Consider the following 26,110-nt stretch of genomic DNA (forward strand, 5'->3'; position numbering starts at 1 on the left):
GGATGGATCTTTTCTTGAAAAGCACCGTCCTCCGCTTTTCGATCAGGTGAGACCCCACAGGCGGTACGCCGAGGAGGCTCACCGCACGCCCCGCGGAAAGCGAGCATCCTGGAATGGAAATCAACAATTATATTAAAAGAACAAACTTTGCGAAAAGAGCCTTTTTTTTAAAGGAGATTCCACAGGTGTAATGCCGGGCAACTCTAGAACCGCTCCCCTTGGAGCGAATGCATGAAGCGGATACCGGCAGGCAGGTTTTACAGAGCTTTAATAAAGCAGGCCGCATGCTTTTTTTCATTGTCAATCCGGTATACCTTGTGTAGCATTAAGAACAGATCATAGTGCTAAGCTTAATAATGCCGGAAGGCAGCCGGTACTATTGCATGAAAAAACTGCCCGGCAGCGAAAATTGCTGAATCGAGCTCTAAAATTCACAACTTAGGTGGTCTATATGGATTTTGACATACAATATCTGTCCTTCTATGTAATTCAGGTAGAGGGTAAAGGAGAAAACGCAGATAAGCGATATAAGCTTTTTCAAACACTGAATCAAGAGGAATACGAGAACAGTCCCTTAAAGGATTTCTTAGATGGAGAATTTACTAAAATTGTAAAACGAAAAGCGGAGAAACATCCGAAGTCGGAAGAGGTCCCTACCAAAATAGGATATTTTATAGTGGAAGACGGCCATGACTTATCTTCTAACCCCAACTACAATCAATTCTCCCGGGTGCGTTTTGCAGAGACAAAGGAAGCATTCCAGAATGAAAGCGAGAAATTTGCCGTATCCTACGTGGACACGAGTGCTGTCCGGGGTGGAGTCTTCCTCGTAGCCAGGGCGGGCTTACGCAAGTATTTCGATGAACCATTTGTTTTTATCTTAAAATGTGATTTTGAACCAAAGGTAGCTTCCATTTCAGACGAATCCACTCTGATCCGCCATGTGGAAATGGCCATTACAACAAAAAATATGAAGTCCATTCAATATCCATATATGCCGGAGGAAGGAATGATTGAAGAACGGGAATTAAAGATCAATCAATCCTCGCATGCCCGATATTTCGAGGATTTTTTAAAGTTTGTTGAGTATGGGGAGTCCATGCCGGAAATCGTTAAGTCACAGGTGCTTAATATCGTTCAAGAGCATATGGATGAAGCTTATGCTCCTGAAAGCGAGGAGCGCCAGCAGATGGAGCAGGCCATGGAACTCTGGGCGGGGAGTGAAAAAAGGGAGCTTCAGGAGAAATTTTCCACTGAACAGATTGTGGAAGCTGCAGCGCAAATCATTGATCATACGCCCGAAATTCCTTTGAAAATGAAGCTGGATCATGTATCCGTACAGGCGCTTCTATCTGATTATGGAGAAAACCTCCATCTGGCAAAAGTTAATAATAAATATGTATTATTAATAGAAGCGGATTCGGTTGTATTTGAAAAAGGATTTTCACCGGTGGAACTGGTAAAACCAGATGATATTCAGATTATTCTTAACAAAATAAGCAATAAACAATAACCCTATCTTAAATCGTGTTATTCTAGTATAGACCACCTTATTCATTGCAAATGGAAAATAAAACGATCTTAAATCTATACATTTCTTAGTAAAAAGGAAGTAGAACAGATGTTTAAAAGCTCAAGGTATTTAGCCCGTTTGTCGCTTATGATTATGGGTGCTGGATTTTTAGCGACAATTCCTTTTCAAGATTCTTTGATCGGCAGGCTGCTGCAGGGAGGATTCGAGGCTGGAATTGTAGGAGGATTGGCCGACTGGTTTGCGGTTACGGCATTATTCAGGCATCCACTGGGAATGCCTATCCCGCATACAGCACTTTTACCGAAGAACAGAGATCGAATGGTCACTGCACTTGTCCATATACTTGAGACTAACTGGCTGACAAAAGAGAGTATAAAAGAAAAAATTAAACAAATTACGATTACCCGTAAAGTCCTTTCTGTGACCCAGGAAAAACTGGGAACAGAAGCTGCTAAAAAGGGAATTGAATCTCTTTTGATTTATGGGATTAAGCAGATAAACGCTGAAAAGCTGACTCCGTTTATAGAGCGGAAGCTGAAGGAATATCTTTCTTCCGTGCAATTAGCCTCCCTTTTAAAGAACGTTTCCGATCACACGATCGCCCGTAAATATGATGAAAAATTATTGGATCGATTACTGGCTATGATAGAAGCGTGGCTAAAGAAAGAAAATAGAAGCCTTCAGCTTGGGAGCGTGTCGTTGCAAGCATTGGATTCGATGGAGTTTGATGGTTTCCTTCAATTTGCGATTAAATCGTTCCGAAGCGTCATGAGTGAAGAAAAGCTCGGCAATATTATACAGAGTCTGCTCGCTGGCGGAGTCGATAGTTTAAAAAGAGAAGATAATCCAAACCGGCTGGCCTTACTATCAGCAATCCGGAAAGAATTGCAAGGAATTCCGGAAAACCAGAAGCTGATAGCTGAAATGGAAGAGTTTAAGCTCAAACTGACTGATGAATGGGCGCCGGCAGGAATGATCAATGAAAATCTTAATAAGCTGAAGCAGCTTTTACTTGTTAAGATTCAGGATAGAGAGCTTATGGATACACATTTAATACCTTATCTGCAACAAATGCTATCGAACCTGCAGGAAAATCAAAAACAGGTGGATAAAATAGAAGGTGTAATCCAGAATCAGATTGCAAGGATAGTGGAAGACAATCATGCGAAAATCGGAAAACTTGTGAAAGAGAATCTAGACAAGCTGGATAACGAGACACTTATCGAGATGATGGAAAACAATATAGGGAAAGATTTGCAATGGATAAGAGTGAATGGTGCCGTATGCGGATTTATAATTGGTATAGGTATTACGATCATTAAGCTCTTCCTATAACTCATGCGAAGAACGGGATCAACCGCCCGTTCTTTTTTTCATGGCTATCAGATTCAGGAGGCCGGTTTCCTATTTAGTTTTACACCAAATTTAGCCATATCTATTGGGGAGGTGAAGGTCCTTGCGCATAAGACCTCATAAACTGCGTCCTTTAACCAGGACGGGTCTATTGGTTTCTGCCTGTATTCTGCTGTACTCCATTTTATTTTATTTTTCAGCGGGAAAAGCAGTAAACCAAGATAAATCACAAGTTTCAGATGTCAGCCGGTTAATGCCGGTTAAGATAAAGGCAATAGAAAAAAGTAATAATGAAAAGCAAATGATCCAGACGGTCCGTGACGCTGTTGATAAGAACCTGAAGGTTTCTATTGCCGGGAAGATGCACAGCCAGGGGGGGCATACCTATTATAAAGATTCCATCGTCCTGGACATGACTGGATATGACAAAATTATTCACATTAATCCCGAGAAACGTACAATCCGTGTACAGAGCGGAGCCACCTGGGATGATATTCAAAAAGCGGTAAACCCACTGGGCCTTGCTGTTAAGGTGATGCAGTCGCAAAATATTTTTACCATAGGGGGCTCTCTTTCAGTAAATGTACACGGCAGGGACATACGGAATGGATCGTTGATCAGCACGGTTAAGTCATTTCGGCTTCTGAAGCCTGACGGAACCATTATTACGGTTTCACGAACAGAAAATAGCAGCTATTTCCCTTATGTTATTGGCGGATATGGGTTATTTGGTATCATTCTTGATGTTGATCTGGAGCTAACGAAGGATGAACTCTATAAGATGAGGACCACCGCCATGTCCTACAAAGACTATCCGGAATATTTCAAGAAGAAGGTAAGCGGCGATGATGAAGTACGCATGCATCTGGCACGGATCACGACTGGACCTCACGGCTTTTTAAAAGATATGTATGTGACAGACTACAAGCTGGCAAAAAATCAGGAGGATCTATCACAATACAATACTCTTAAACACGATAGCGGTACCATGCTGACCAAACCGCTTCTCGGGTTGTCGAGGCAGTTTGACTGGGGGAAAGACAGGCTATGGGATCTTCAGCAAAAATATTTTCTATCCAAAAATGGAGAGCTTATCACACGGAATAATGTGATGAGATCGGAGTCTGAGTTCCTGGAATATGAAAATGAAAACGATACAGATATATTGCAGGAATATTTTGTGCCTGTAGATCATTTTACTGCTTATATGGATGATTTAAGAGATTATCTTCAAAAAGAGGAGCTGAATCTATTAAATATAACTATTCGGTATGTAGAAAAAGATGATGAAGCTGTACTTTCCTACTCTAAAAGTGACATGTTTGCACTCGTTTTGCTAATCAACCAGGGAATGTCAAATGAAGACAAGAGAGCAACAGGGAAAATCATACGCAAGATGGTAGACCTCAGCCTAAAGTATCAGGGAAGTTATTACCTGCCTTATTATCATTATCCCTCCAAGCACCAAATGGAACGAGCTTATCCGAGAGCTAAGGAGTTTTTTGAGATGAAAAGGAAGCTGGATCCTGAAGATGCGTTCATGAATTATTTTTATGAGGATTATGGAACATGAGGTGGTTGATCAGTTCGCAGAGCCTTGCCTTGATGGCATCCAGCGTCACCTTTCCCTTTTACCTGCTGTTTATCAAAAACCTAGGTTCCAGCTATTCTTCTTTTGGGTTTGCGTACGGAATATTTATCTTAAGTTCATCGGTTTTTCATGTTCCGATCGGAAGAGCTTCCGATCACTTTGGCAATAAATCTCTATTAATTGTTTACTCATGGGGAATGGCTGCTGTATTTTTATTTATCCCTTTAGTTTCAACCTCATCACAGGTATACATGATTCAAATCGTTCTGGGCTTCCTAGGGGCTCTGCAGAAAACAGCTGAAAAGGGCATGGTTGCCGACATGAGTGACGGCAGCCAGAGAGGGAGGGCTATCGGGAAATATCATTTTTGGACCTCTATTTTTTCAGTGTCAGCTGTTTTTGCCAGTGGAATCATAATAGACTTTTTTACAATCAGCGCCCTTTTTTATTTGGCTTCTCTATTTTATGCCGGGAGCGGCCTGCTCATTTTAAAGGTACAGAAATTCTAGTGCTGAGGCAGCTGGTTTATCTATAAAAAAGGCTGTTTTCGCAAACTTTGTTGCAATTGAACAAGAGGTTGACTGGAGCACAAATGCTCGCTTTCGGCGGGGCGGGCGGTGAGCCTCCTCGGCTTCGCCTGTGGGGTCTCACCTGTCCCGCTGCTCCCGCACAGAAAAGCGGAAAGCGGTGCCTGCCCAACATATAAATATTAAAAGCTCAGTGTTAATCCCAATAGATATAAATTTGTAAACAAAGTGGCAGGCAGAGACCGATAAAGAAGACTTGCTGACTGGCGAACGACAGTGAAGACAGAAGCTTAGTCGCACTTATGCGTCAGCCAAGCATAAGACGAGCCGGCTGTGGGGAGTGCTTTTCTCCCCATAGACGGATTGGCTTAGGACTCGAGGGTCTAAAGCCTTGAGCTGGATCAAGGAGTCTCGCACCTTACGTTCCAATCGACCTGACTGAAACAATAGGGTGACGTAACAAAACATATTAAAAAACAACAATCTTTTAGAAAAGAGCCTTGTATTAATAGACTATCCGGTCAGCCCTCATGGTTAACCGGCCACTTTTTATTTAAAGCCTGGATAAAGGTCTTAACGTTCTTTTTATCCTGCATGATAGGGGAGTAAATGCAGGAGAGTGTTCGAGTAAAGGCCTGGTTTTTTAAAGAGATGATAGATAGATTATGATGTTCTACGTCTCTTTGGATAACACTGCGGGACAGGAGTGACAGACCCATTCCATGAATCACCGCTTCTTTTATCCCCTGGTTGCTGCTTATGGTAAGCATTGATTTAACTTTTAGGCCATTTGAGCGGATGACATGATTTAGATATTCGCGAGTCCCTGAGCCAACTTCCCTGGTGATCCAAGCCTGATTCTGAAGATCAGCAATTTCGACTTTCCCCCGGCCTGCAAGTCTATGGGTGTTAGAAGAAACGATAAAAAGCTCGTCCTGCATAAAGGCCTGTACGGAAAGCTCCTTGTCATTGGTCTGGCCTTCTATTAAACCTACATCTACCTCATATGAACGGACTGAATGTACGATTTCTTCTGTATTTCCAATTATCACTTGAAGCTCCAGCTCCGGGTAGTCCTGCTGGAGTTCAAACAGCAAAGCAGGCAATATATATTCTCCAATAGTAAAGCTTGCACCAATCTTCAGTTCACCTTTGACAGAGTTTAAATGTTCTAATATATCCTGCCGGGCCTGCTCGTAAATGGTTATCATCTGCTTGGCCCGATCATATAAAATTTCGCCGGAGGGGGTAATTTTTAAAAATTTTGGGGAACGTTGAAATAATTTAGTCTGAAATTCCTTTTCCAGATTTTTTATATGAAGACTGACGCTAGGCTGGGACATGAGAAGGACCTCAGCTGTTTTAGTGAAATTCTTAATTTCTGCAAGAGTTACAAAGGTTTTTAACTCGTCATAATACAAAAGGATTGCCCCTTCTATTAGTAATCTTAATAACTATTATTATAATTATTTATTTTACTAATGCTCTAAGTTTAGGTAAAGTGATTAGTATAAACTTTTTTTATTTTTTAAAAGATTAAAGCCGACTTAATTTATCGGGGAAATAGTAATGCCCTTATTGAAGAACTATACATGAGTTCAAAATCTTATGTCCTACATATGATTATAATCCCTTTGTGAGGTGGATATCGTTGCAACTTCAGGTAATGAACAGTCCGTTTAATCAGGAACAGGCAGAACTTCTTAACCGCCTTCTGCCAACGTTGACAGAGTCGCAAAAAGTGTGGCTGAGCGGTTATCTTGCTGCAACCCGGACAGCGGCTGCTATCGGGAAGGCAGTAGATCAGGCAGCGGTGGTTCCGGCTGCGGCAAGCGGGACACTGACTTCTAAAGAAGTAACCATACTATACGGATCCCAGACAGGCAATGCCCAAGGCCTTGCTGCTAAAACAGGAAAGACGCTGGAAGGACGCGGGTTTAAGGTAACTGTATCGTCCATGAGCGATTTTAAGCCGAATAACTTAAAGAAGGCAGAAAACCTCCTGATCATAGTAAGTACACATGGAGAAGGCGATCCGCCGGACAATGCGCTTTCGTTTCATGAGTTTCTTCATGGCAGGAGAGCACCTAAGCTTGATAGTCTTCATTTTTCCGTGCTTGCACTTGGCGACAGCTCCTATGAATTTTTCTGTCAGACAGGAAAAGAGTTTGACGCCCGCCTTGAAGAACTGGGCGGGACACGTATATTCCCTCGTGTTGACTGTGACCTTGATTATGATGAACCGGCATCGGAATGGATGGAAGGCGTTCTCGGCGGCTTAGGCGAGGGCCAGGACGGAAGCCCAGTACCTCCAGAGCCGGCAGGGGTTCCTGCAGCAGTGGAATCTAATTATTCCAGAACAAATCCGTTTAGAGCAGAAGTACTTGAGAATTTGAATCTGAACGGCCGTGGCTCAAATAAGGAAACACGCCACCTTGAACTTTCCCTTGAAGGTTCCGGCTTGAGCTTTGAACCGGGAGATAGTCTAGGGATTTATCCAGAAAACGATCCTGCCCTTGTTGACCAGCTTATCGGAGAAATGAAGTGGAATGCCGAAGAAAGCGTGAAGATCAATAAACAAGGTGAGGTTCGTGCATTAAGGGAAGCTCTGCTATCCCATTTCGAAATCAGTGTTTTAACGAAACCTCTTTTGGAGCAGGCAGTACAGCTGTCTGCAAATGAACAGCTGAAAGAACTTACTGAACCTGGAAATGGAGAAGCTTTAAGATCTTATATTAATGGACGTGACCTGCTTGATTTAGTGCGTGATTTTGGTCCATGGAATGCGGGAGCACAAGAATTTGTATCGATTCTCCGCAAAATGCCATCCCGTTTATATTCCATTGCGAGCAGCTTATCCGCGAATCCCGATGAAGTCCATCTGACGATTGGGGCTGTCCGCTATGATTCGCATGGACGTGAAAGAAAAGGAGTCTGCTCAATTCAATGTGCAGAGCGGCTCCAGCCAGGAGATACAATCCCAGTCTATATACAGAAAAACCAGAATTTCAAGCTCCCTGAAAATCCAGATACCCCGATTATCATGGTAGGGCCAGGAACTGGAATTGCGCCATTCCGTTCGTTTATCCAGGAACGTGAAGAAACTGGCGCGTCAGGCAAGTCGTGGCTGTTCTTCGGGGATCAGCACTTCGTTACTGATTTCCTTTATCAGACAGAGTGGCAGAAATGGCTCAAGGAAGGCGTACTCACGAAAATGGATGTCGCTTTCTCGCGTGACACGGAAGAAAAGGTATATGTTCAGCATCGTATGTTGGAGCAAAGCAGGGAATTATTCGCTTGGCTTAAGGATGGAGCGTTCCTTTATATCTGCGGCGATGAGAAAAACATGGCCCATGACGTTCATAACACATTGCTGGATATTATTGAAAAAGAAGGAAGCATGAGCCGGGAACAGGCGATTGAATATCTTGCCGATTTACAGCAGCAAAAACGCTATCAGCGTGATGTATATTGATCTTGGATTGAAAGGAGTTTTTACAACATGGTGAACCAAATTTTAAAAGCACCTGAAGGCCCGCCAAGTGATGTTGAAGAAATTAAAGAACGCAGCAATTATTTGCGTGGTACGTTGAAGGAAGTCATGTTGGATAGGATCAGTGCTGGCATCCCTGATGATGACAACAGACTGATGAAACATCACGGCAGCTATTTGCAGGATGACCGGGATCTTCGTAATGAGCGTCAAAAGCAAAAACTAGAGCCAGCCTATCAATTTATGCTGCGTGTCCGTATGCCGGGTGGTGTGGCACAGCCCCATCAATGGCTTGTCATGGACGAGCTTGCCCAAAAATACGGCAATGGGACTTTAAAGCTGACAACGCGTGAAACTTTTCAAATGCACGGAATTCTAAAGTGGAACATGAAGAAAACCATTCAGGAAATTCATGCCTCCATGCTTGATACCATAGCAGCATGTGGTGATGTGAACCGTAATGTAATGTGTACGTCAAATCCATATCAATCTGAAGTTCATTCGGAAGTTTATGAATGGTCCAAGCGTTTAAGTGAGTATCTATTGCCGCGTACAAGAGCGTATCATGAAATTTGGCTGGATGAAGAACAGGTAGCGGGCACTCCAGAAGTGGAAGAAGTGGAACCGATGTATGGACCGCTTTATCTGCCGCGTAAATTCAAGATCGGGATTGCTGTTCCTCCTTCCAATGATATCGATGTCTTTTCACAGGATCTTGGTTTCATTGCAATCATAGAGGACAACAAACTGATTGGCTTTAATGTGGCAATCGGCGGCGGGATGGGCATGTCTCACGGCGACAAGGCTACCTATCCGCAGGTTGCCAAAGTAATCGGCTTCTGTACGCCTGAACAGGTTCTTGAAGTAGCGGAAAAAACCATTACCATTCAGCGTGACTACGGAAACCGTTCTGTCCGTAAAAATGCCCGTTTTAAATACACGGTTGACCGCCTTGGACTCCAAAATATTGTAAATGAGCTTGAAAACCGCCTGGGCTGGAGCCTTGCAGAAGCTAAGCCGTATGTGTTCGATCATAACGGTGACCGCTATGGCTGGGTGCAGGGGATCCAAGGAAAATGGTATTTTACGTTGTTCGTCGAAGGCGGAAGGGTAGCCGACTTTGGAGACTATAAGCTTATGACTGGCTTGCGGGAAATCGCAAAGATCCATAAAGGAGATTTCCGTCTTACGGCCAATCAAAACCTGATTATTGGCAATGTATCAAATATGAAAAAGAAACAAATCAATGAATTGCTTGAACAGTACGGATTAACGGACGGCAGACATGTGTCAGCACTCCGCCGCAGTTCAATGGCCTGTGTCGCATTGCCGACCTGCGGCCTTGCAATGGCCGAAGCGGAACGCTACCTGCCCGGTTTAATTGATAAAATCGAAACGATTGTAGATGAAAATGGTTTGCGCAATGAAGAAATCACCATTCGCATGACAGGCTGCCCGAACGGCTGCGCACGCCATGCGCTCGGAGAAATTGGCTTTATCGGGAAAGCTGTCGGTAAATACAATATGTACCTTGGCGCAGCCTTTGATGGCAGCAGGCTTAGCAAAATGTATCGTGAAAATATCGGCGAAGAAGAAATTCTTAATGAACTCAACATGCTTTTGCCGCGATATGCGAAGGAGCGTCTGGAAGGCGAGCACTTTGGCGATTTCGTCATCCGAGCAGGTATTATCAATGCTACTACAGATGGTACAAACTTTCATGACTGATAAAGGGAAAAAGACAGGATTCTAGGTCCTGACAGGCTGTCGAGAAAATCTCGGCGGCCTTTTCATGATATACGCGAACAATGCAGCCTGCGGGGTCATCTGATATGCAGGTAGGTCTTGTATGGTCTTCTGCCTGAATTCGATTGAAGGGATGTCGTTTTACAGAGGATTTGCGCTCCGGCAATCGATATTCCGGAAAATAAAAGCCTTATAGACTGCAGAATAAGTATAAAGCCACCAGACATAGCTAAGGAGTGAAGGATAATCATTAAACCACGAGATATAAGTATGACTGCTGGATAAGCATAAAGAATCAAACATAAGCACGAATGGTGGATAGTCATAAAAGCCCCAAACAATTAAGACTGCTGGATAAGCATGTAGCCCCAAACATAAGCATAAATACTGCTGGATAAGCATATAGACTCAAACATAAGCATAAGTACTGCTGAATAAGCATATAGACTCAAACATAAGCATAAAGACTGCTGGATAAGCATATAGCCCCGAACATAAGCATAAAGACTGCTGAATAAGCATAGGAAGAAGAGTGATAATCATAAACATAGCAAACCTAAGCATAAAACCAAGAAACCTAAGCATAAACCTTCAAAACATAAGCATATCTCTCTAAAAGGTAAGCATAAACCCTTTTGCGTGTTTCTAAATCCTCTACATTTAATAAAAACCTCTTCCAAAAAGCCTATTTTTCCAGAGCTACGGAGCCAAGATGTAAGAAAAGTTATCAAATTAGGATTCATCCGCAAAAAAACCTGCTTTTCAGTAAAAAATGATCCACATTTTCCTTCGCTATTTTGCAATCGTGCGGCATCATAAGTTCACACAGGCAGTGGAGTTCGCTATCATCTTTAAAAAAATGGGAAACTGTGCATATAAAATGCCGCGGACTTCTCATTCTAGGGACAATGTAAGGATACTGACAGGATTTTAGGCCCTGACCTTTTTATAGAAAATGGCTGGTTTCGCAATCTTTGTTGCTATTGAACAAGAGGTTGATTGGAGTGCAAGGCATGCTCGCTTTACGGGGCGGGCGGTGAGCCTCCTCGGCTTCGCCTGCGGGGTCTTATCTGTCCCGCTTCTCCCGCAGGAGCCTCGCACCTTACGCTCCAATCAACCTGACTGAACATTAGGGTGACGTAAAAAACTTATTAAAAAACAACAATCTTTTAGAAAAGAGCCTAAAAAAAGATAGGGAGGTTTATCCATAAAGGCAGCGGGTAAATAAATAGTGCAAAGCCGAAATGCAAAAAGAGAAGGGACTGATAGCCGATGAATCGTTTAGCAGCGACTTCAAATCGAGTATTAGGCAATGCAAGGCATTTACGTTATACCGAGCGTACCAAAGGCACGCTGGTCAATAATCGATATACTTAAGATCGATCCGGCCTTAGGATTTTGTAACATGCCATTTCCTTATTAGAGGAATGAAAAAGGGTGCAGACAGATGTCTGCGTCTTTTTTCATGTAATAAATGATCTTGGATTAGTTTATAATAGGAAAATATTGTTCTTTATTCACAGAAGAAGTATAATTGTCATATAATTTAAAAAAATCGAAGGAGGTGAAGAGATTGATGGATCGTTTTATTGGACTGCGCGAGCAATATTTAAATTTTATTTATATCTGCCGTGCAATTTTTCATGAAGCAATTTTCCAAGGGGGAAGTCTGCCCTTTTTTCGAAAATTGCATATCCAATAAAACGTAAAGATATCTCTTCTCCGCTTAAAATATAAAATGGAAAAGAGGCCTTTTTGGCCTCTTTTTATTTTAAAAGCCCATGGAAGGTATTTTATCTTTCCATGGGCTTTTTTTGTTTAATTTTCCATATTACACATGAAATGAGGTTATATAGATGATTGTATGCAGTGTTCAGCAGGTTGGAAAAATGTATGGAGGAAATCGAGTATTTGAGGCGCTGTCATTCGAGATACATGAAGGGGACAGGGTTGGGCTTGTCGGTAGAAATGGCAGCGGCAAAACGACCATTATGAAGTTAGTAGCAGGAAAAGAAGCGCCCGATGAAGGCATAATTTCCTTAAAGAAGGGGGTGAAGACCGGTTATCTAGCCCAGATACCAACGTTTGAAAAGGGTTTTCTTGTAGAAGATGTCCTTCGTTCAGCCTTCTCAGAGACGTTGGAGATCGGTGCCAAAATGCAGGAGCTAGAAGCAAGGATGTCTACTGATTTAGATAACATAGAGCAGATTCTCGGAGAATATGGGATGTTACAGGAACGGTTCAGCCTCCTAGGCGGTTATGAAGTAGAAGCGAATGTTTCAAAAATAGCGAACGGGCTGGAATTAAACACATTGATGGGAGCGAGCTTTGAAATGTTAAGCGGCGGCGAACAGACTAAGGTTTGCCTGGGACTGCTCTTACTTACGTCACCTGATGTTCTGCTGCTTGATGAGCCGACGAACCATCTGGATATAGCTGCTGTAGAATGGCTGGAAGAATTCCTTAAGGATTATGAGGGAACCGTCGTAATCATCTCTCACGACCGTTTCTTCTTGGACGAAACGGCTACTAAAATAATCGATATCGAGGATGGAGAGGCAACGGTCTATCATTCGAACTATACAGGATTTGTCCTTGAAAAAGAGGCACGGCTGCTCGAGGAATTCCAAGCCTATCAGGAACAGCAAAAGAAAATTAAGAAAATGAAGGAAGCCATAAAAAGACTAAGAGAATGGGCAAACCGCGCCAACCCACCAAATGAGGGTCTGCATAAACGTGCAAGGAATATGGAAAGAGCCCTTGATCGAATGGAAAAGTTAAAGCGGCCCATTCTAGAGCGTAAAAAAATGGGACTTCAGCTTGAGTCGGGTGAACGAAGCGGGAAGGACGTAATCCTTCTTAAGGATGCCTGTAAGAGTTTTGGAGATAAAGTCTTGTTTCAGGAGATTAACTTTCATTTGCAGTTTCAGGAACGAGTGGCCATAGTCGGTAGAAATGGGTGCGGAAAGTCAACCCTGCTAAAAATTATGCAGTCGGAACTTGAGTTGGATCATGGGCAGATTCAGGTGGGCAGCAGTGTCAAAATCGGGTATCTATCCCAGCATTTATACATGCAGAACACCGGCCAATCAGTGATAGAGGCCTTTCGTGAAGATATCAGTATAACAGAAGGAGAGGCGCGCCATGTCCTTGCCCGCTTCTTATTTTATGGCCCAGCTGTCTTCCGGAAGGTCGGCCAGCTAAGCGGGGGAGAAAGAATGCGGCTGAAGCTGGCACAGCTGATGCATCAAGATATCAACCTATTGATATTAGACGAACCAACAAACCATTTAGACATTGATTCGCGTGAAGTGCTTGAGGAAGCTTTGGAGGATTTCAAGGGAACAATTCTAGCCGTTTCACATGACCGTTATTTATTAAATAAGCTGTTTCCCAAAACCTGCTGGCTTGATGGAGGAAACCTCTATACATTTACAGGAAACTATAATTGGGCTAAGACCAAACTTACTGAACAAAAGAAAAAGCTTCAACCTCAGGCACTAAATTTATCTAAGGTAAAGATAACAAAGGAATGGAAAGTGAAGGTAGACGATGTCAGTCAAAAGTCGGAATATCCAGCCGAAAAAATAGAGGAGGACATTACACTTCTTGATAGCAGGCTGACTGAACTTCACAGGAAAATGCAAAATGAAACTGACTTAGATCTGCTTAGCCAGCTCTTCGAGGAACAAACCAAACTTGAGCAGGAGCAATCGCTATTGTACGAAAAATTAGAAGAAATACTTGAACACTCAGAATGATGAAAATGCACAAAGCATATTGTAAAAACACTGTAATATGAATGTGAACAAAATAAGCTTGACTTTATGTTTGAATTTTCATATAATTTAATCTTTTTAATTTTGCTGAACATTCCCTTTACTACCCTCTTGGCAAATGATAATATGTAAAGCGGGGAAATTTTCAAAAGATTGGAAATTCCTGCTTGAATAAATATATAGGGAAGAATACTTTTGAGCTTCCTACATGTATAAGAGGGGGATAAACATGAAAAAAATCTGGTTATTAGGTTCTGCTCTAGCATTGGCTATCGGTTTATCAGCATGCTCAGACAAAACTGAAGACAAAGCTTCTGAGAAAAAGACAGAAGAAGCATCATCTGAAAAAGTGGATGTATCAGGTACACTGCTTGATTTCTATTTAAACCTTAAAGCGACAGTTAACGCAAAAGACGGCGATTTAAACGCATATGAAGGCTCAGAAACAAAACCTGCTGCTGACGTTAGACAAAAAGCTAGTGAGTCTGCTGCTGCTGTAGCTGCTGAACTTAAAATCATTAAAGCACCAGCGGAACTAAAGGATCAAAAGGAAGACCTTGAAGGAGCCCTAAAAGACTTCACAGCTTCCTATGAAGCAAAAGCAGAAGAGCTTAAGAAAGACGCTCCATCTCTAGATGCTGCTAACGAAACATTCACACAGGGTGAAGACAAACTAAAAAAGGCATTTGAAAGTGCTAAGCTGGTTGCGCCAACATTCGGTGCCGAGCTTCAATAATATTACTTTAAAACCGCTGTGTGAGATGCAGCGGTTTTTTATTCGTTTTGGGATTGGATTCATAATAGGTCTTCTTATATCGAATTTATGACTAGAAAAACATTGTTGATTGCGATCGGAGACCAACTTATTATTTTCCTATTTTACGAATACACGGTCAGTTAATATGATTGATAAATAAATATTTAACTTCTGATTTAGAATGCTTTATCAAGCGTTGGCTCTTTGGGCGAGTAAACGCTTTTTTGTCTTCATTACATCGTTGCTATGGTGAATAAGAGTTGAGGAGCTATATAAATATAAGAATTATAAGGTCCTTGACCGACTTTTTTTCATATGTTACTATTAGGTCACATTATAAACATGTGACTTTTTATTCACATGTTTTTGTTGAACAAAAACACTAGACTTTAACGGAAGGGCAGTTGTAATGGGGGAAGATCTTTCAAACGTATTCAAAGCTTTAGGGCATCCGATTCGACGGGGAATATTAGATATTCTTAAGCAGTCGCCTAAAACAACTGGTGAACTCAATGAATATTTTCCCGAAGTAACCAGGTACGCCATTATGAAACATCTAACTATTTTAGAGGAAGGCCATTTGGTGGTAGTCAGGCGTGAAGGAAGGTATAGGAGAAACTTCCTTAATGCTGTACCTCTTCAGGAAGTACATGACCGGTGGGTGGGCAAATACATGCAAACAACAGCCAGTACACTGCTGAATATAAGGTCAGCGGTTAATCAAAAAGGAGGAAACATAGAAAAAATGAACGATTTTCGTATTGAACAAGAAATATTTATAGATGGACCGCGTGACGAAGTTTTCAAAGCATTAACTGAGAGAGTCGAGGACTGGTGGGAATTTCGTTTGGCACCAAAAGGTGCATCATCTCAGTTCTCTTTTGATCCGGTTCCTGGTGGACAATTTGTGGAAAAGTGGGGAGGAAATGAGGGAGCAGTCTGGGGAAATGTATATTTCGTAAATGCTCCTGAAGAAATTAGATTATACGGCCATCTTGGAATGCAGGGGGCAGTAAATAGCGCATATACTTATCGTCTTCTCGAAAAAGAAGGAGGCACACTCCTTCAACTTTCACATACAGCATCTGGTATGATCCAAGAAAATTGGGAACAAGATCATTCCAAAGGATGGGAATATCTTCTTGGAACACTGCTGAAAAATTATGTGGAAGAAAAGGAAAAATTGTAGAAACCATTTTGCTATATATGCCAGGTTGATATTAGTTGCTCGATCAATGGGAGGGAAATCCAGGTGGTAGATGTTTTGACACAGATAAATATTAAATGCCCTATTACTCAAGTAGCAGAGTATGCAACTGACCCTGATCATGCACCTGAATGGTACGTAAATATTCAGTCAGCTGAATGGAAAACACCAAAACCGCTAAAAATAGGTTCCGAGATATCTTTTAAAGCAAAATTTCTTGGCCGTGAGCTCGAGTATGTATACCAAATTGTTGAGTATATACCAGGCAATAAACTAATCATGAAAACGGCGAATGGCCCTTTTCCGATGGAAACAATTTATACATGGCATTCAATAAATAATAATCTGACTAGAATGACGTTAAGAAATAAAGGTAATCCAACTGGTTTTTCTAGTTTGTTTATTCCTTTTATGTCGGTAATGATGAAGAGGGCCAATATGAAAGATTTAAAACAAATTAAGAGCATCCTTGAAAATGCAAGATAGCAGGCTTCCTATGGAGACCGGAAGCTATTGAAGGTGATGCAATTCAAAAAATTTCTTGCAGGCGGTGCGAACTTGCTCGGAAGCTGCTTCGGTCATAAGCCAATCGCCATCAAAAGGCAAAGGCTGCCTTTCGCTACTGCGCGTCCTATGCCTGTCAGGTGTCTGCTTTTCATAGGTTTGTGAATAGATAAAAAGGCTTAGCGGTAAGCTTAGCCTTTTAATGCAAATTGTGTTGAAAAGCCCGTTCTCCGCTTTTCGGTTTGTCCAGCTGCGAACTGCTGTCCTCGAGATATAAGCCAAATAGGTCATGAGAAGGAAAATCACTTCTCATGGCCTATTCGTCTTTTGCTTGTCGGGTCTGGGCAAGGCGTTTCCGCTTTTCGGCATGTCCAGCTGCGAACTGACACCTTCGGTCATAAGCCAATCGCCATCAAAAGGCAAGAGCGGCCTTTCACTGCCGCTCGTCTTATGCCTGTCAGGTGTCTGCTTTTCATAGGTCTGTGAACAGAAAACAAAAGGCTAAGCGATAAGCCTAGCCTTTTAATGCAAATTGTGTTGAAAAGCACCGTTCTCCGCTTTTCGGTTTGTCCAGCTGCGAACTGCTGTCCTCGAGATATAAGCCAAATATGCCATGAGAAGGAAAATCACTTCTCATGGCCTATTCGTCTTATGCTTGTCGGACAGCTGCTTTTCAATTAATTAGATTCATAGATTAGTTTGAAGATCATTCTGCTCAACACCCAATCTTTATGAAAAGCACCGTTCTCCGCTTTTCTGGTTATTTCGCTGCTTTTTGCAGTTTGTGGATGACGTCTAGGGACCGGCCTGTTCCTATGGCTACGGATTCTAGCGGGTTTGGAGCTATGTGGACGGGAACTACGATTTCGTTGCTTAACCATTCTTGGATGCCGTTAAGTAGTGCACCGCCGCCTGTTAGGATGACGCCTTGGTCGACGATGTCGCCGCTTAGTTCTGGCGGACAGTCTTCAAGGGTTGCACGGATGGCTTCAAGAATATGTAATAGAGATTCTTTGATGGCATTTTGAATTTCATAGGATCGTAGAGTAATTGTTTTTGGGAGACCTGTTACAAGATCACGGCCGCGGACTTCCATGGACAGTTCTTCGTGTTTGACCAGGCCATAGCCAATCTCCATTTTGATTTGTTCGGCTGTGCGCTCGCCGATCAGCAGGTTGTATTTTTTTCTGACGAATTGAACGATGTCTTCATCCAGCTGGTCCCCGCCGATTCGGATGGAGTTGCAGGATACGACTCCCCCAAATGAGATGATTGCTACTTCTGTTGTCCCTCCGCCTATATCAACGACAACGTTAGCGATTGGTTCATCTACAGGAAGGTCTGCTCCGATTGCTGCAGCAACGGGTTCTTCGATAAGATGTACATGCTTGGCTCCACAGCTCTTAACTGAGTCGTGGATGGCGCGTCTCTCAACCGATGTAGAACCGGATGGCGTACACACGACTACATTAGGCTTTCTAATAGAGAATCCTAATTTTTTCCCTGCTTTTTTCATGATTTGCTTTAGCATTTGTGAAGTTACATCAAAATCAGCGATTACTCCATCTTTAAGAGGACGGACCGCTACGATATTTCCTGGAGTTTTACCAATCATACTTTTGGCCTCTGCTCCAACTGCCAGTACAGTCTTTGTTTCGGTATCTATTGCTACTACGGATGGCTCATTTAGAACGATCCCTTTATTTTTACTGTAAACTAACGTGTTTGCTGTTCCTAAATCAATTCCAATTTCAGTGTTTGAAAACATATTTTCACCCTTTCATAGAGTTTAACCCCATAAAAGCATTCTACATAAAATTTAAATTTTATGTCGGGATAAACTTATGGTAATTAATGGAGGTGTCTGGAAATGTAGAAAATTCATAGTTCTAGAGGTACAGGGAATTGCAGGAAACAGGGAAGTTAGTATTAAAAAAATGGTTGTTTTTCTATGTTTATCCACTTACTGTTTAATGAAAAACAGTTAAAAAGGCTTACCTTATGGGCAAGCCTTTTTATATGCCTGAATGTGTCGGAATTCGTTGTTTGCACGGTTTCTTTAACTAACCGCCCTTGCCACTTTCTGCGTTTCAAAACGCTTATACATGATATGAAAAATAAAGGCACTTACAAACGAAAGAATAGCAAGTGTCCCGAAAGTCCATGTAAATCCTAAAATATCGGTCATAGGAATGGACAAAGGAGCTATCATTCTGCCAATCGTGTAGCGCAGGCTGGCCGCGGCGAAATATTGGCCCCTCATATGCTCGGGAGCGAGTTTTGAGATGAATCCATTTTGAATCCCGGCTGTCATTAACTCGGCCAATGTAAAGAGTGCCATCGCCATGATTAAACCCCAGATCCAGTTTGTCTGCCCCATTACGAAAATAGAGATTCCGTAAACGAGGGAAGAAGTAATAAATACATTTCTTTCTTTGAAGGAAGACATCCATCTTGATATGACTATAGTAAATAAGGCAACCAGCAAACCATTTTCAGAGATTAAGAGTCCAAAGGCCTGTTCACCTTTGACGTCATATGACCAATTATTGAAAGAAAGAAGCGTCTGCGTGCCTATCGCCTCTTTCGTATAAACAGGGATGAGCAAATCCAGCTGCATAAAGGTCTGCGCTACCAGTACACCAGCTACAATAAAGAGCAGGAAGGTTTTATCCCTAACAATGATGGCATATTCACTGATCTGATTTTTTAAGAAATGTAACCAATTCGAGCTTCCTGCCATCGAAGACCGTTCCTGCCGGGGAGCTGTCTCATTTATCCATTTACTTAGGACTAAACCAAGTGCGATACATAGCAATCCTGATATTAAAAGCAGTTCGAATCGATAGTTTGCATAGAAAATGCCTCCTAATATCGGGCCGATGACCACCGCTATATTAATCGATGTGTAAAATATGGCAAAAACATCATTCCGGTCCTTTTCTTCTACAACATCAGCCACCATAGCCTGGCTGGCAGGCCAGTAAAAGGAACCGAAAATGCTGACAATAGTGAAACAGATAAAGCCGATGATAGGTGATTCATACCAGGGGGAGTTTGCAAAAGCAAAGAAAACGAAGAATACACCCTGTCCAACTGCAGATATGACCATCATACGTTTTCTGCCAAATCTGTCTGCGCAATAGCCGCCCATTAGATTGGCGATTACAGAAAAAACCTGAGAAAAAATGAGCAGAAAACCAGCCATGTTTTTACCAAAGGAATCAGTAAAATAGATGGCTAAAAAGGGGAAAAACATCCAAAAGGTAATGTTGACTAAAGCCTCAGCACCCAATCGGATTTTTAAGTTTTTGTTCCAATCTCGAAGCCGCATTATAGAATCTCCATTTCTTTAATTTTACTTTTTCATCTTACCTTGATTCAAAACCTGAGACAATATAAATCGGCGGAAATATCGGGAGGAAATCATACATATTCAGACATATTTCCCGGACAATATCCGCACGGCTGAGTAAAAATGCAGAAAATCTTACAAGGTGCTTAAATCATCGGGTTTTATTTAATAAAATGATTGAAAGATTAGAATAATTGTAAGATTATAATAGTATGATTAATAAAAAAATAAATCTTATTAATATCGAGGGGGATCATAATGTTAAAAAAGGATACCCATTGGAACCATGAAAAAGAGATTCTAAAGATGATCAAGAGATTAGTAGAAACCCCAAGTATATCGGGTACAGCACAAGAAATCACCATGGCTGATAAAATTGTTGAGCTTTTGGAGGAAATACCCTACTTTCAAAAGCATAAGGATCAACTTTATAAAGAAGCCTTACCGAATGATTCGCTGAACCGGCGGACAGCAGCGGCTCTTTTTAGGGGCAGAGGGAGTTCAAACAAAACCGTGATCCTGCTCAGCCACTTTGATGTAGTAGGGGTCGAGGATTATGGATATTTGAAACCGTACGCATTCCTTCCAGAGGAGTATACGGATAAGCTTAAGTCTGAGCCGATGGCTGAGGATGTCAAACAGGATGTTGAATCCGGCGCTTGGCTTTTTGGCAGGGGGATAATGGATATGAAAGCAGGTCTTGCCCTTCAGATCGCTTTATTATCGGAAATTTGTGTTGACGAAGAGTTTGAGGGGAATGTTTTGCTGCTGTCAGTTCCCGACGAAGAAAGAAATTCCGAGGGAATGTTTGAAGGAATCAGGCTTCTTGGCAGGCTTAAGGAGGAATTTGGGCTTGAATATGAAGTGTGCATTTGCAGTGAGCCAAGCTTTGCCGGGTATCCTGGAGACAGGACCAAATACATTTATTTAGGTTCTGTCGGTAAGCTTCTTCCGTTAATATTCTGCAATGGAAAAGAGACTCATGTGGGTGAACCGCTTGAAGGGATAAATGCTTCATGGATGGCAGCCTCCATTACAAATAAAATGGAACTTTCTTCTTTGTTTAAAGATGAGGCTGGAGGAGAAAGAAATCCACGTCCGACCTGTCTCAAGCTCTCGGACTCAAAAGATGTTTATAATGTACAGACGCCTACTGATGCCTATGTCCTTTACAATATACTTACACTTCAGCAAAGTCCTCAGGAAGTACTGGAGAAAATAGCGTTTTTAACACAGGAAAGTGCGGATGAGATATTTGCAAAAATTACTGATTCTTATCATGAGGATTATTTGGATCGAATAGATAAATTACCTCTTATGAAGCCGAAAGTATATACGTATTCCGCCCTTTATAAAATGGGGCAGGAAAGGCATGGGGCAGAATTCGAAGATAGAATGACTGAACTAATTAATAAAGAAACATCTGCTGAGCTTGATTACCGGCAGCTTTCTGTAGAAATTGCCAGAGGAATTAGCAGTTATTTTCCTGATCTGGCCCCGTTTTACTTGATTATGTTTGCCCCTCCTTATTATCCGCATGTGTATCTCGACAAAAGGAATCCGAAAGAAGAAAAACTTTTTGAAATGGCGGAGGAAATTAAGGAGTACGCTAAATACCATCTTGGAGAAGAAATTAAGCTGAAAACATACTTTGAAGGGCTGTCAGATGTAAGTTACTGCAGGCTGATTGATGCTGATGAAATTATTCCTTCACTGGAGGGGGAGATGCCGCTTTATGGCAAAGGCTATAATTTACCGCTCCATACGATCAAGGACTTAAATATTCCAACCATCAATATTGGTCCGTATGGGAAGGATGCCCATAAGCGGACAGAGAGGCTTGAACTTCCATTTTCCCTTAAGACAGCCCCGGCCTTGCTGAAATATGCTGTGTTAACAGTGCTTAAGGAAGGAGTTCTCCATGGAGAGTAAGCTTGAGCAGCCGGCAGAGCTTCCAAAAGAGCTGATCGGCAGTAAGATACGGTATTTTAGAAAAAATAGAGGGTATACCACTGAGAAGCTGGCAGATCTCATTGGTGTCAGCCAAAGCCTAATTTCCCAAATAGAACGGGGAATAGCTGCCCCTTCTCTGGATACGTTATGGAAGCTCAGCTATTTTCTGGAGGTTGATGTATTTTCGTTTTTTGAAGAACAGGAGCCTGAAGCGGTTAAGATTATTCGAAATGGAGAGCATCGCAAGCTCCAAATGTCCAGGCCGGAAGTGTGGTATGAAATGCTCACTCCCAATACTGGTAAGAAGTATAAATTTTTTAAGATGATCCTGCAGGTCACAGAAACACAAGAACAGCCTTTAATGTTCCATTCAGGAGAGGAAAGCGGGTACATGCTGCAGGGCAGCATGGAGGTTACGATTGGGGATCAAGTGTACCAAATCAATGAAGGTGATAGTATCACCTTTGATAGTACGAGTCCGCATTGTTTTAAAAATATAGGTACTATTCCAGCTGTGGGGATATGGATGATGTCTCAGGAATAGATATGCAAAAGAGCTGGAGTATTCAGCTCTTTTTTATTTTCAGCTGTCAGTTGACCTGAGCGACGGGGAATCGCCTCCGGGAGGCAAGCGGGAGCCTCCCGTGGGTAACTGAGCCTTGAGAGAAAAACATACTTAGAAATTCAAAAAGAACTTTACATATTACAATTAGAAAAAATAGTAAATTGCAGTTGACAGCTATAGTGTATTACCATTATAGTACACTTAAAGGTGTATGAACCACATAGTACATACAGTTGGAGATATGATTGATTAGGGGGGGAAAGTTTTGATTACTGTAAGCCGATTAAGCCATGACTTTCATGTTGGCAAGAAGGGGAAAGAAACCATAATACCAGTTTTGAGACAGGTATCCTTTCGTGTAGAGAAAGGGGAGATTGTAACAATAGTGGGGAGAAGCGGCTCTGGGAAATCCACTCTGCTGAATCTTATAAGTGGTTTTATTAAGCAGCAGGCAGGCGAGATCAAGATTGATGGGATTCATGTTACTGATCTGACAGAAGCAAAATTTGCAGATTTTCGGATTAATCATATTGGATTTATCTTTCAAAGCTTTCAGTTGATTCCCAGTATGACAGCATTTGAAAATATTGAGCTTCCGCTTACGCTTAAGGGAGTCTCCGAGACTGAGCGTAGGACAAGAACCCTGAATATCCTCGCAAGAGTGGGTCTGCTGGATTATAAAGATCATTATCCGAGTGAGCTTTCCGGCGGCCAGCAGCAGCGGGTAAGTATAGCAAGGGCACTTATTGTGAATCCGCCGATCATTTTAGCTGATGAACCGACAGGCAGCCTTGACAGTGAAACGGAGCAGGACCTGCTCCAGTTTATCAAAGAGCTGAATAAAGAACTTGGCATTACTTTTTTAATTATCACCCACGATGAAAAAGTAGCGGACATCGGTAACCGTACGATTGAACTGCAAGACGGACAGATTGTTCAAAAGGAGGTATTCATATGAAATGGAAGGACCAATTCAGGTTTGTCCGGCAGAATATGAAAAAAAATAAAAGCAGAGTCTATATGACCGTCCTGGCGACAGCAATGGGATGTGCCTTCCTGATCGTTCTTTCTTCGGTTGGGTTTGGGCTTCACAAATCCATTGTTAAAGATATCACGGGAGAAAGGATTGTTAATGAGATTGAAATTCAAGGGAAGGAGCAAAAAGAGGATGAGTTAAGCCAGATTACAGATAAAGATATAAACTATTTTGAAAGTATCAAGAAAGTCAGGTCTGTTGTACGGAGACAGAATCTGCAGCAACAAGGTCTCTTTCAGACTGGGAGCTTTCAGGTAAATACAGAAACAGTCGTAACTCATATACCTTCTGAAGTAAAGGCGGGATTCGAGCTGTCTAAGGGAAGACTGCCAGGGAAAAAAGATGAAATCTTGGTTGGATACGACTTTGCAGCCAACCTGGCTCCTAAGGATGTTAAGGAGACAGAGGTATACGATAAAAATGGGTTAGTCAAAGACGAATATCGATATAACGGGAAATTAATCGGCCAGCCGGTACAGCTTCTAGTAAAGCAGAATGTGGACGGCAAAGAAGTGACGAAAGAAATTAAGCTCACCATAGTGGGGATTGCCAAGAAACCGGCTAAAAAATGGATGACTGATCGTAAGGCATTTATTTCGGAAGAAATCTTGAGCGAGATCGAGGACTTTACTGGAACATCCAGAGGAATGATTAACGAACCGAGTAACCCAAATCCAGTTGAATTAGATCCTCGTTCATACGACGAAGTAAAAGTTTATTCAAAAAGCTTAGAAGATGTGGAAGGAATCTCCAATGAATTAAAAGACAATCATTACAGTACATACTCAGTCGTCGATGAACTGAATCAAATCAATATCATCTTTACCATTGTGAAAATAGGACTCATTTTCATTGGGACTATAGCCATCTTAATTGCTTCTATTGGTATATACAATACAATGACTATGGCTGTAACCGAGCGGGCTCCAGATATCGGAATCATGAAGGCAATCGGGGCAAATCCGAAAACAATCAAAAAGATCTTCCTGCTTGAAAGCAGTTATATCGGTTTCCTTGGTGCATTGATTGGGACGGCTGCTGCGTATGGAATCAGCTTCGCGGTAAACGCTGGGCTGCCGTTGGTTGTTCAAAAGGCATTTAAAGAACAGCCGCCAGAAAATTTAATGTTCAGCTACATACCTGTTTCACTGCCGTTGATTTGTATGATCATCTGTTACGGGGTAACTATCCTTTCGGGGGCTAGGCCGGCAAGGCGCGCTACTCAAGTCCATGTACTTAAGGCTATGAGGAGAGAACTATAACCATTCAGCAGGCATTCTACAGAGTAATGCCTGCTGATTCCTATAATTTCTAAAGACCGGTTATTGCTCATTTTCGCCGGTTTTTACCCGGTTCTTAAACGCTTCATATGTAACAATATCTTCTACCTCTTCAGATTGGCGCATTGTATCTTTTTCCTCGACGAAAGCATGGTCTGGGAATTCGCCTGGATGTCCTTTGCGCTTATGATCGAAAGATTGTCCACGTGACATTCGAAAGCCTCCTTTTTTCATGGTCTATCAAAAGTGTGCACAGGATAGGCACAAATTATCAAAGAGAATGATACGAAGTTTCAACATGCGATTTTATAAAATAGATGTTTAACTTCTTTACGTTCAGGGTAATAAAAAACAGACAGCAGGGCTGTCTGTCAGTATTACAATCTTTTAGCTCCTAGAAATTTCGGCTTCCAGTAAACGTTATTCATAGAATCAATCTTCACACCGCTTGATGCAGCATGGATAAATTGGTTCGACCCAACATAAATTCCCACATGGGAAGCGCCTCTTTTGTATGTACTAAAAAAAACAAGATCTCCCTTTTTTAAGCTGGCTTTTTTAACGTTACTCCCTATGCTGAAAATTCCAGCCGCTGTACGCGGTAAAACTTTCCCCGTGCTTTTTTTAAAGGTGTACCCCACAAAACCTGAACAATCAAATCCTCTAGGTGTTGTACCGCCAAATTTATATTTAGTTCCTATATATTTCTTTCCTTCAGTGACTACTTTATCAGGTGAATATGATGCCTCGGCCTTCATGCCTGGAGTTATATATCCTGCTAACATAGTTAAAATCAGCAGGGATGCTAGAATAACTTTCTTCACTGCAGAACCTCCGACTCATTTATCATGTAAAATTTTGTTGCTTTTAGGTGATAATCTTACTATAACAAATAGATTTCAGAAAATTCATTACAACTCTATTAAAAAACATTACAACAATATTACAAAAAAAGACAAAGTATCCTTTTTTATGCAATGATCTATGGAGTAATAGAACGGATTCTGGAAAAAAAGGTTAGATTAGAAGGTAATGAGTAAGAAGCTTGAAAGTGTATTTTCCCAACTTGAGATGGCCGTGGTTCACCCAGGGAGGGTTCTTAATCATTCCATAAACGAAAAATCATGGCTGGTGATTAGTCATCAACCTTTAACAACTAATCCCATTAAACTTCATGTAAAACGTGTATTATAATAAAGCTCTTTTTTAAAAGATTGTTGTTTTCTAATAGTTCTGTGAACCTACCCTATTGTTAAACAAGTTGATTGGAACGTAAGGTGCGAGACTCCTGCGGGAGAAGCGGGCATTGTCCGGCTCCAGCGCCTAGACCCTCGAGTCATAAGCCAATCGGTCCATGGAAAGGAAAACCGCTTTCCACGGCCCGCTTGTCTTATGCTTGGCTAACGCACGAAGCACAGGATGTGCGAGCC

Annotated in this window: 20 protein-coding genes; 15 read left to right on the forward strand and 5 right to left on the reverse strand. The window is 41.9% G+C overall.

Annotated features, from left to right (window positions below; all coding sequences use genetic code 11):
- The first annotated feature begins 451 nt into the window (after positions 1–451).
- The 4 genes from CUU66_RS21220 to CUU66_RS21235 all read left to right on the forward strand — a co-directional run bounded on the left by CUU66_RS21220 (position 452) and on the right by CUU66_RS21235 (position 4,987).
- Complete coding sequence (locus tag CUU66_RS21220) at positions 452–1,513, forward strand: DUF3900 domain-containing protein (protein WP_101645389.1); 1,062 nt, start codon at positions 452–454, stop codon at positions 1,511–1,513.
- 108 nt (positions 1,514–1,621) lie between these two features.
- Positions 1,622–2,869, forward strand: a complete 1,248-nt coding sequence (locus tag CUU66_RS21225; protein ID WP_257968094.1) for a DUF445 domain-containing protein — start codon at positions 1,622–1,624, stop codon at positions 2,867–2,869.
- Positions 2,870–2,996: 127 nt separating this feature from the next.
- Positions 2,997–4,460 carry an FAD-binding protein gene (locus CUU66_RS21230; RefSeq protein ID WP_374703020.1) on the forward strand — a complete coding sequence of 488 codons (1,464 nt, stop codon included), beginning with the start codon at positions 2,997–2,999 and terminating at the stop codon, positions 4,458–4,460.
- The gene (locus tag CUU66_RS21235) at positions 4,457–4,987 is read left to right on the forward strand and encodes an MFS transporter (RefSeq protein WP_101645390.1); all 531 of its coding nucleotides are present in this window, start codon (positions 4,457–4,459) and stop codon (positions 4,985–4,987) included. The genes CUU66_RS21230 and CUU66_RS21235 overlap by 4 nt, the downstream gene beginning before the upstream one ends.
- A 539-nt stretch (positions 4,988–5,526) precedes the next feature.
- Here CUU66_RS21235 and CUU66_RS21240 read toward each other — a convergent pair.
- Positions 5,527–6,426, reverse strand: a complete 900-nt coding sequence (locus tag CUU66_RS21240) for a LysR family transcriptional regulator (protein ID WP_101645391.1) — start codon at positions 6,424–6,426, stop codon at positions 5,527–5,529.
- A gap of 230 nt (positions 6,427–6,656) precedes the next feature.
- Here CUU66_RS21240 and CUU66_RS21245 point away from each other — a divergent pair, with 230 nt between their 5' ends.
- The 7 genes from CUU66_RS21245 to CUU66_RS21270 all read left to right on the forward strand — a co-directional run bounded on the left by CUU66_RS21245 (position 6,657) and on the right by CUU66_RS21270 (position 16,473).
- Positions 6,657–8,480: an assimilatory sulfite reductase (NADPH) flavoprotein subunit gene (locus CUU66_RS21245; RefSeq protein WP_101645392.1), complete on the forward strand. Its 1,824-nt coding sequence runs from the start codon at positions 6,657–6,659 to the stop codon at positions 8,478–8,480.
- A gap of 27 nt (positions 8,481–8,507) precedes the next feature.
- Positions 8,508–10,226, forward strand: a complete 1,719-nt coding sequence (gene cysI / locus CUU66_RS21250) for an assimilatory sulfite reductase (NADPH) hemoprotein subunit (protein ID WP_101645393.1) — start codon at positions 8,508–8,510, stop codon at positions 10,224–10,226.
- A gap of 1,594 nt (positions 10,227–11,820) precedes the next feature.
- On the forward strand, positions 11,821–11,946 hold the full coding sequence (locus CUU66_RS25110) for an RAxF-45 family protein (protein WP_308302522.1): 126 nt from the start codon (positions 11,821–11,823) through the stop codon (positions 11,944–11,946).
- 154 nt (positions 11,947–12,100) lie between these two features.
- On the forward strand, positions 12,101–14,005 hold the full coding sequence (gene abc-f / locus CUU66_RS21255; protein WP_101645394.1) for a ribosomal protection-like ABC-F family protein: 1,905 nt from the start codon (positions 12,101–12,103) through the stop codon (positions 14,003–14,005).
- Positions 14,006–14,252: 247 nt separating this feature from the next.
- Positions 14,253–14,759 (forward strand): hypothetical protein, encoded by a 507-nt coding sequence (locus tag CUU66_RS21260; protein ID WP_101645395.1) that lies wholly within the window; start codon positions 14,253–14,255, stop codon positions 14,757–14,759.
- Between the two features lie 430 nt (positions 14,760–15,189).
- On the forward strand, positions 15,190–15,969 hold the full coding sequence (locus CUU66_RS21265; protein WP_101645396.1) for an SRPBCC domain-containing protein: 780 nt from the start codon (positions 15,190–15,192) through the stop codon (positions 15,967–15,969).
- A 63-nt stretch (positions 15,970–16,032) separates the two neighbouring features.
- The gene (locus CUU66_RS21270; RefSeq protein ID WP_101645397.1) at positions 16,033–16,473 is read left to right on the forward strand and encodes an SRPBCC family protein; all 441 of its coding nucleotides are present in this window, start codon (positions 16,033–16,035) and stop codon (positions 16,471–16,473) included.
- 778 nt (positions 16,474–17,251) lie between these two features.
- Here CUU66_RS21270 and mreBH read toward each other — a convergent pair.
- Both mreBH and CUU66_RS21285 read right to left on the reverse strand, forming a co-directional pair.
- Positions 17,252–18,259 (reverse strand): rod-share determining protein MreBH, encoded by a 1,008-nt coding sequence (gene mreBH / locus CUU66_RS21280; RefSeq protein ID WP_101645399.1) that lies wholly within the window; start codon positions 18,257–18,259, stop codon positions 17,252–17,254.
- 291 nt (positions 18,260–18,550) lie between these two features.
- Positions 18,551–19,825, reverse strand: a complete 1,275-nt coding sequence (locus tag CUU66_RS21285) for an MDR family MFS transporter (RefSeq protein ID WP_101645400.1) — start codon at positions 19,823–19,825, stop codon at positions 18,551–18,553.
- 279 nt (positions 19,826–20,104) lie between these two features.
- Here CUU66_RS21285 and CUU66_RS21290 point away from each other — a divergent pair, with 279 nt between their 5' ends.
- From CUU66_RS21290 to CUU66_RS21305, 4 genes are all read left to right on the forward strand, one after another.
- Positions 20,105–21,778, forward strand: a complete 1,674-nt coding sequence (locus tag CUU66_RS21290; RefSeq protein ID WP_101645401.1) for a M20/M25/M40 family metallo-hydrolase — start codon at positions 20,105–20,107, stop codon at positions 21,776–21,778.
- Complete coding sequence (locus CUU66_RS21295; protein ID WP_101645402.1) at positions 21,768–22,343, forward strand: helix-turn-helix domain-containing protein; 576 nt, start codon at positions 21,768–21,770, stop codon at positions 22,341–22,343. Before CUU66_RS21290 ends, CUU66_RS21295 begins: the two co-directional genes overlap by 11 nt.
- A 286-nt stretch (positions 22,344–22,629) precedes the next feature.
- A complete protein-coding gene (locus CUU66_RS21300) occupies positions 22,630–23,322 on the forward strand; it encodes an ABC transporter ATP-binding protein (RefSeq protein ID WP_101645403.1) in 693 nt (230 codons plus the stop codon).
- On the forward strand, positions 23,319–24,662 hold the full coding sequence (locus tag CUU66_RS21305; protein WP_101645404.1) for an ABC transporter permease: 1,344 nt from the start codon (positions 23,319–23,321) through the stop codon (positions 24,660–24,662). Before CUU66_RS21300 ends, CUU66_RS21305 begins: the two co-directional genes overlap by 4 nt.
- A gap of 60 nt (positions 24,663–24,722) precedes the next feature.
- Here the strand turns inward: CUU66_RS21305 and CUU66_RS24445 are convergent, their stop codons facing one another.
- On the reverse strand, positions 24,723–24,893 hold the full coding sequence (locus tag CUU66_RS24445; RefSeq protein WP_180955385.1) for a hypothetical protein: 171 nt from the start codon (positions 24,891–24,893) through the stop codon (positions 24,723–24,725).
- A gap of 164 nt (positions 24,894–25,057) precedes the next feature.
- On the reverse strand, positions 25,058–25,504 hold the full coding sequence (locus tag CUU66_RS21310; protein WP_101645405.1) for a C40 family peptidase: 447 nt from the start codon (positions 25,502–25,504) through the stop codon (positions 25,058–25,060).
- Between the last annotated feature and the right edge of the window lie 606 nt (positions 25,505–26,110).

Source organism: Peribacillus deserti, assembly GCF_002863585.1.
Lineage (GTDB): Bacteria > Bacillota > Bacilli > Bacillales > DSM-1321 > Paraperibacillus > Paraperibacillus deserti_A.

Bases quoted from the DNA above. Each gene is read 5' to 3' on its own strand.
- CUU66_RS21295 (WP_101645402.1), top strand. From the start codon at position 21,768: ATGGAGAGTAAGCTTGAGCAGCCGGCAGAGCTTCCAAAAGAGCTGATC.
- CUU66_RS21235 (WP_101645390.1), top strand. From the start codon at position 4,457: ATGAGGTGGTTGATCAGTTCGCAGAGCCTTGCCTTGATGGCATCCAGC.
- CUU66_RS21265 (WP_101645396.1), top strand. From the start codon at position 15,190: ATGGGGGAAGATCTTTCAAACGTATTCAAAGCTTTAGGGCATCCGATT.
- CUU66_RS24445 (WP_180955385.1), bottom strand. From the start codon at position 24,893: ATGTCACGTGGACAATCTTTCGATCATAAGCGCAAAGGACATCCAGGC.
- abc-f (WP_101645394.1), top strand. From the start codon at position 12,101: ATGATTGTATGCAGTGTTCAGCAGGTTGGAAAAATGTATGGAGGAAAT.
- mreBH (WP_101645399.1), bottom strand. From the start codon at position 18,259: ATGTTTTCAAACACTGAAATTGGAATTGATTTAGGAACAGCAAACACG.
- CUU66_RS21305 (WP_101645404.1), top strand. From the start codon at position 23,319: ATGAAATGGAAGGACCAATTCAGGTTTGTCCGGCAGAATATGAAAAAA.
- CUU66_RS25110 (WP_308302522.1), top strand. From the start codon at position 11,821: ATGGATCGTTTTATTGGACTGCGCGAGCAATATTTAAATTTTATTTAT.
- cysI (WP_101645393.1), top strand. From the start codon at position 8,508: ATGGTGAACCAAATTTTAAAAGCACCTGAAGGCCCGCCAAGTGATGTT.
- CUU66_RS21225 (WP_257968094.1), top strand. From the start codon at position 1,622: ATGTTTAAAAGCTCAAGGTATTTAGCCCGTTTGTCGCTTATGATTATG.
- CUU66_RS21285 (WP_101645400.1), bottom strand. From the start codon at position 19,825: ATGCGGCTTCGAGATTGGAACAAAAACTTAAAAATCCGATTGGGTGCT.
- CUU66_RS21290 (WP_101645401.1), top strand. From the start codon at position 20,105: ATGTTAAAAAAGGATACCCATTGGAACCATGAAAAAGAGATTCTAAAG.
- CUU66_RS21220 (WP_101645389.1), top strand. From the start codon at position 452: ATGGATTTTGACATACAATATCTGTCCTTCTATGTAATTCAGGTAGAG.
- CUU66_RS21260 (WP_101645395.1), top strand. From the start codon at position 14,253: ATGAAAAAAATCTGGTTATTAGGTTCTGCTCTAGCATTGGCTATCGGT.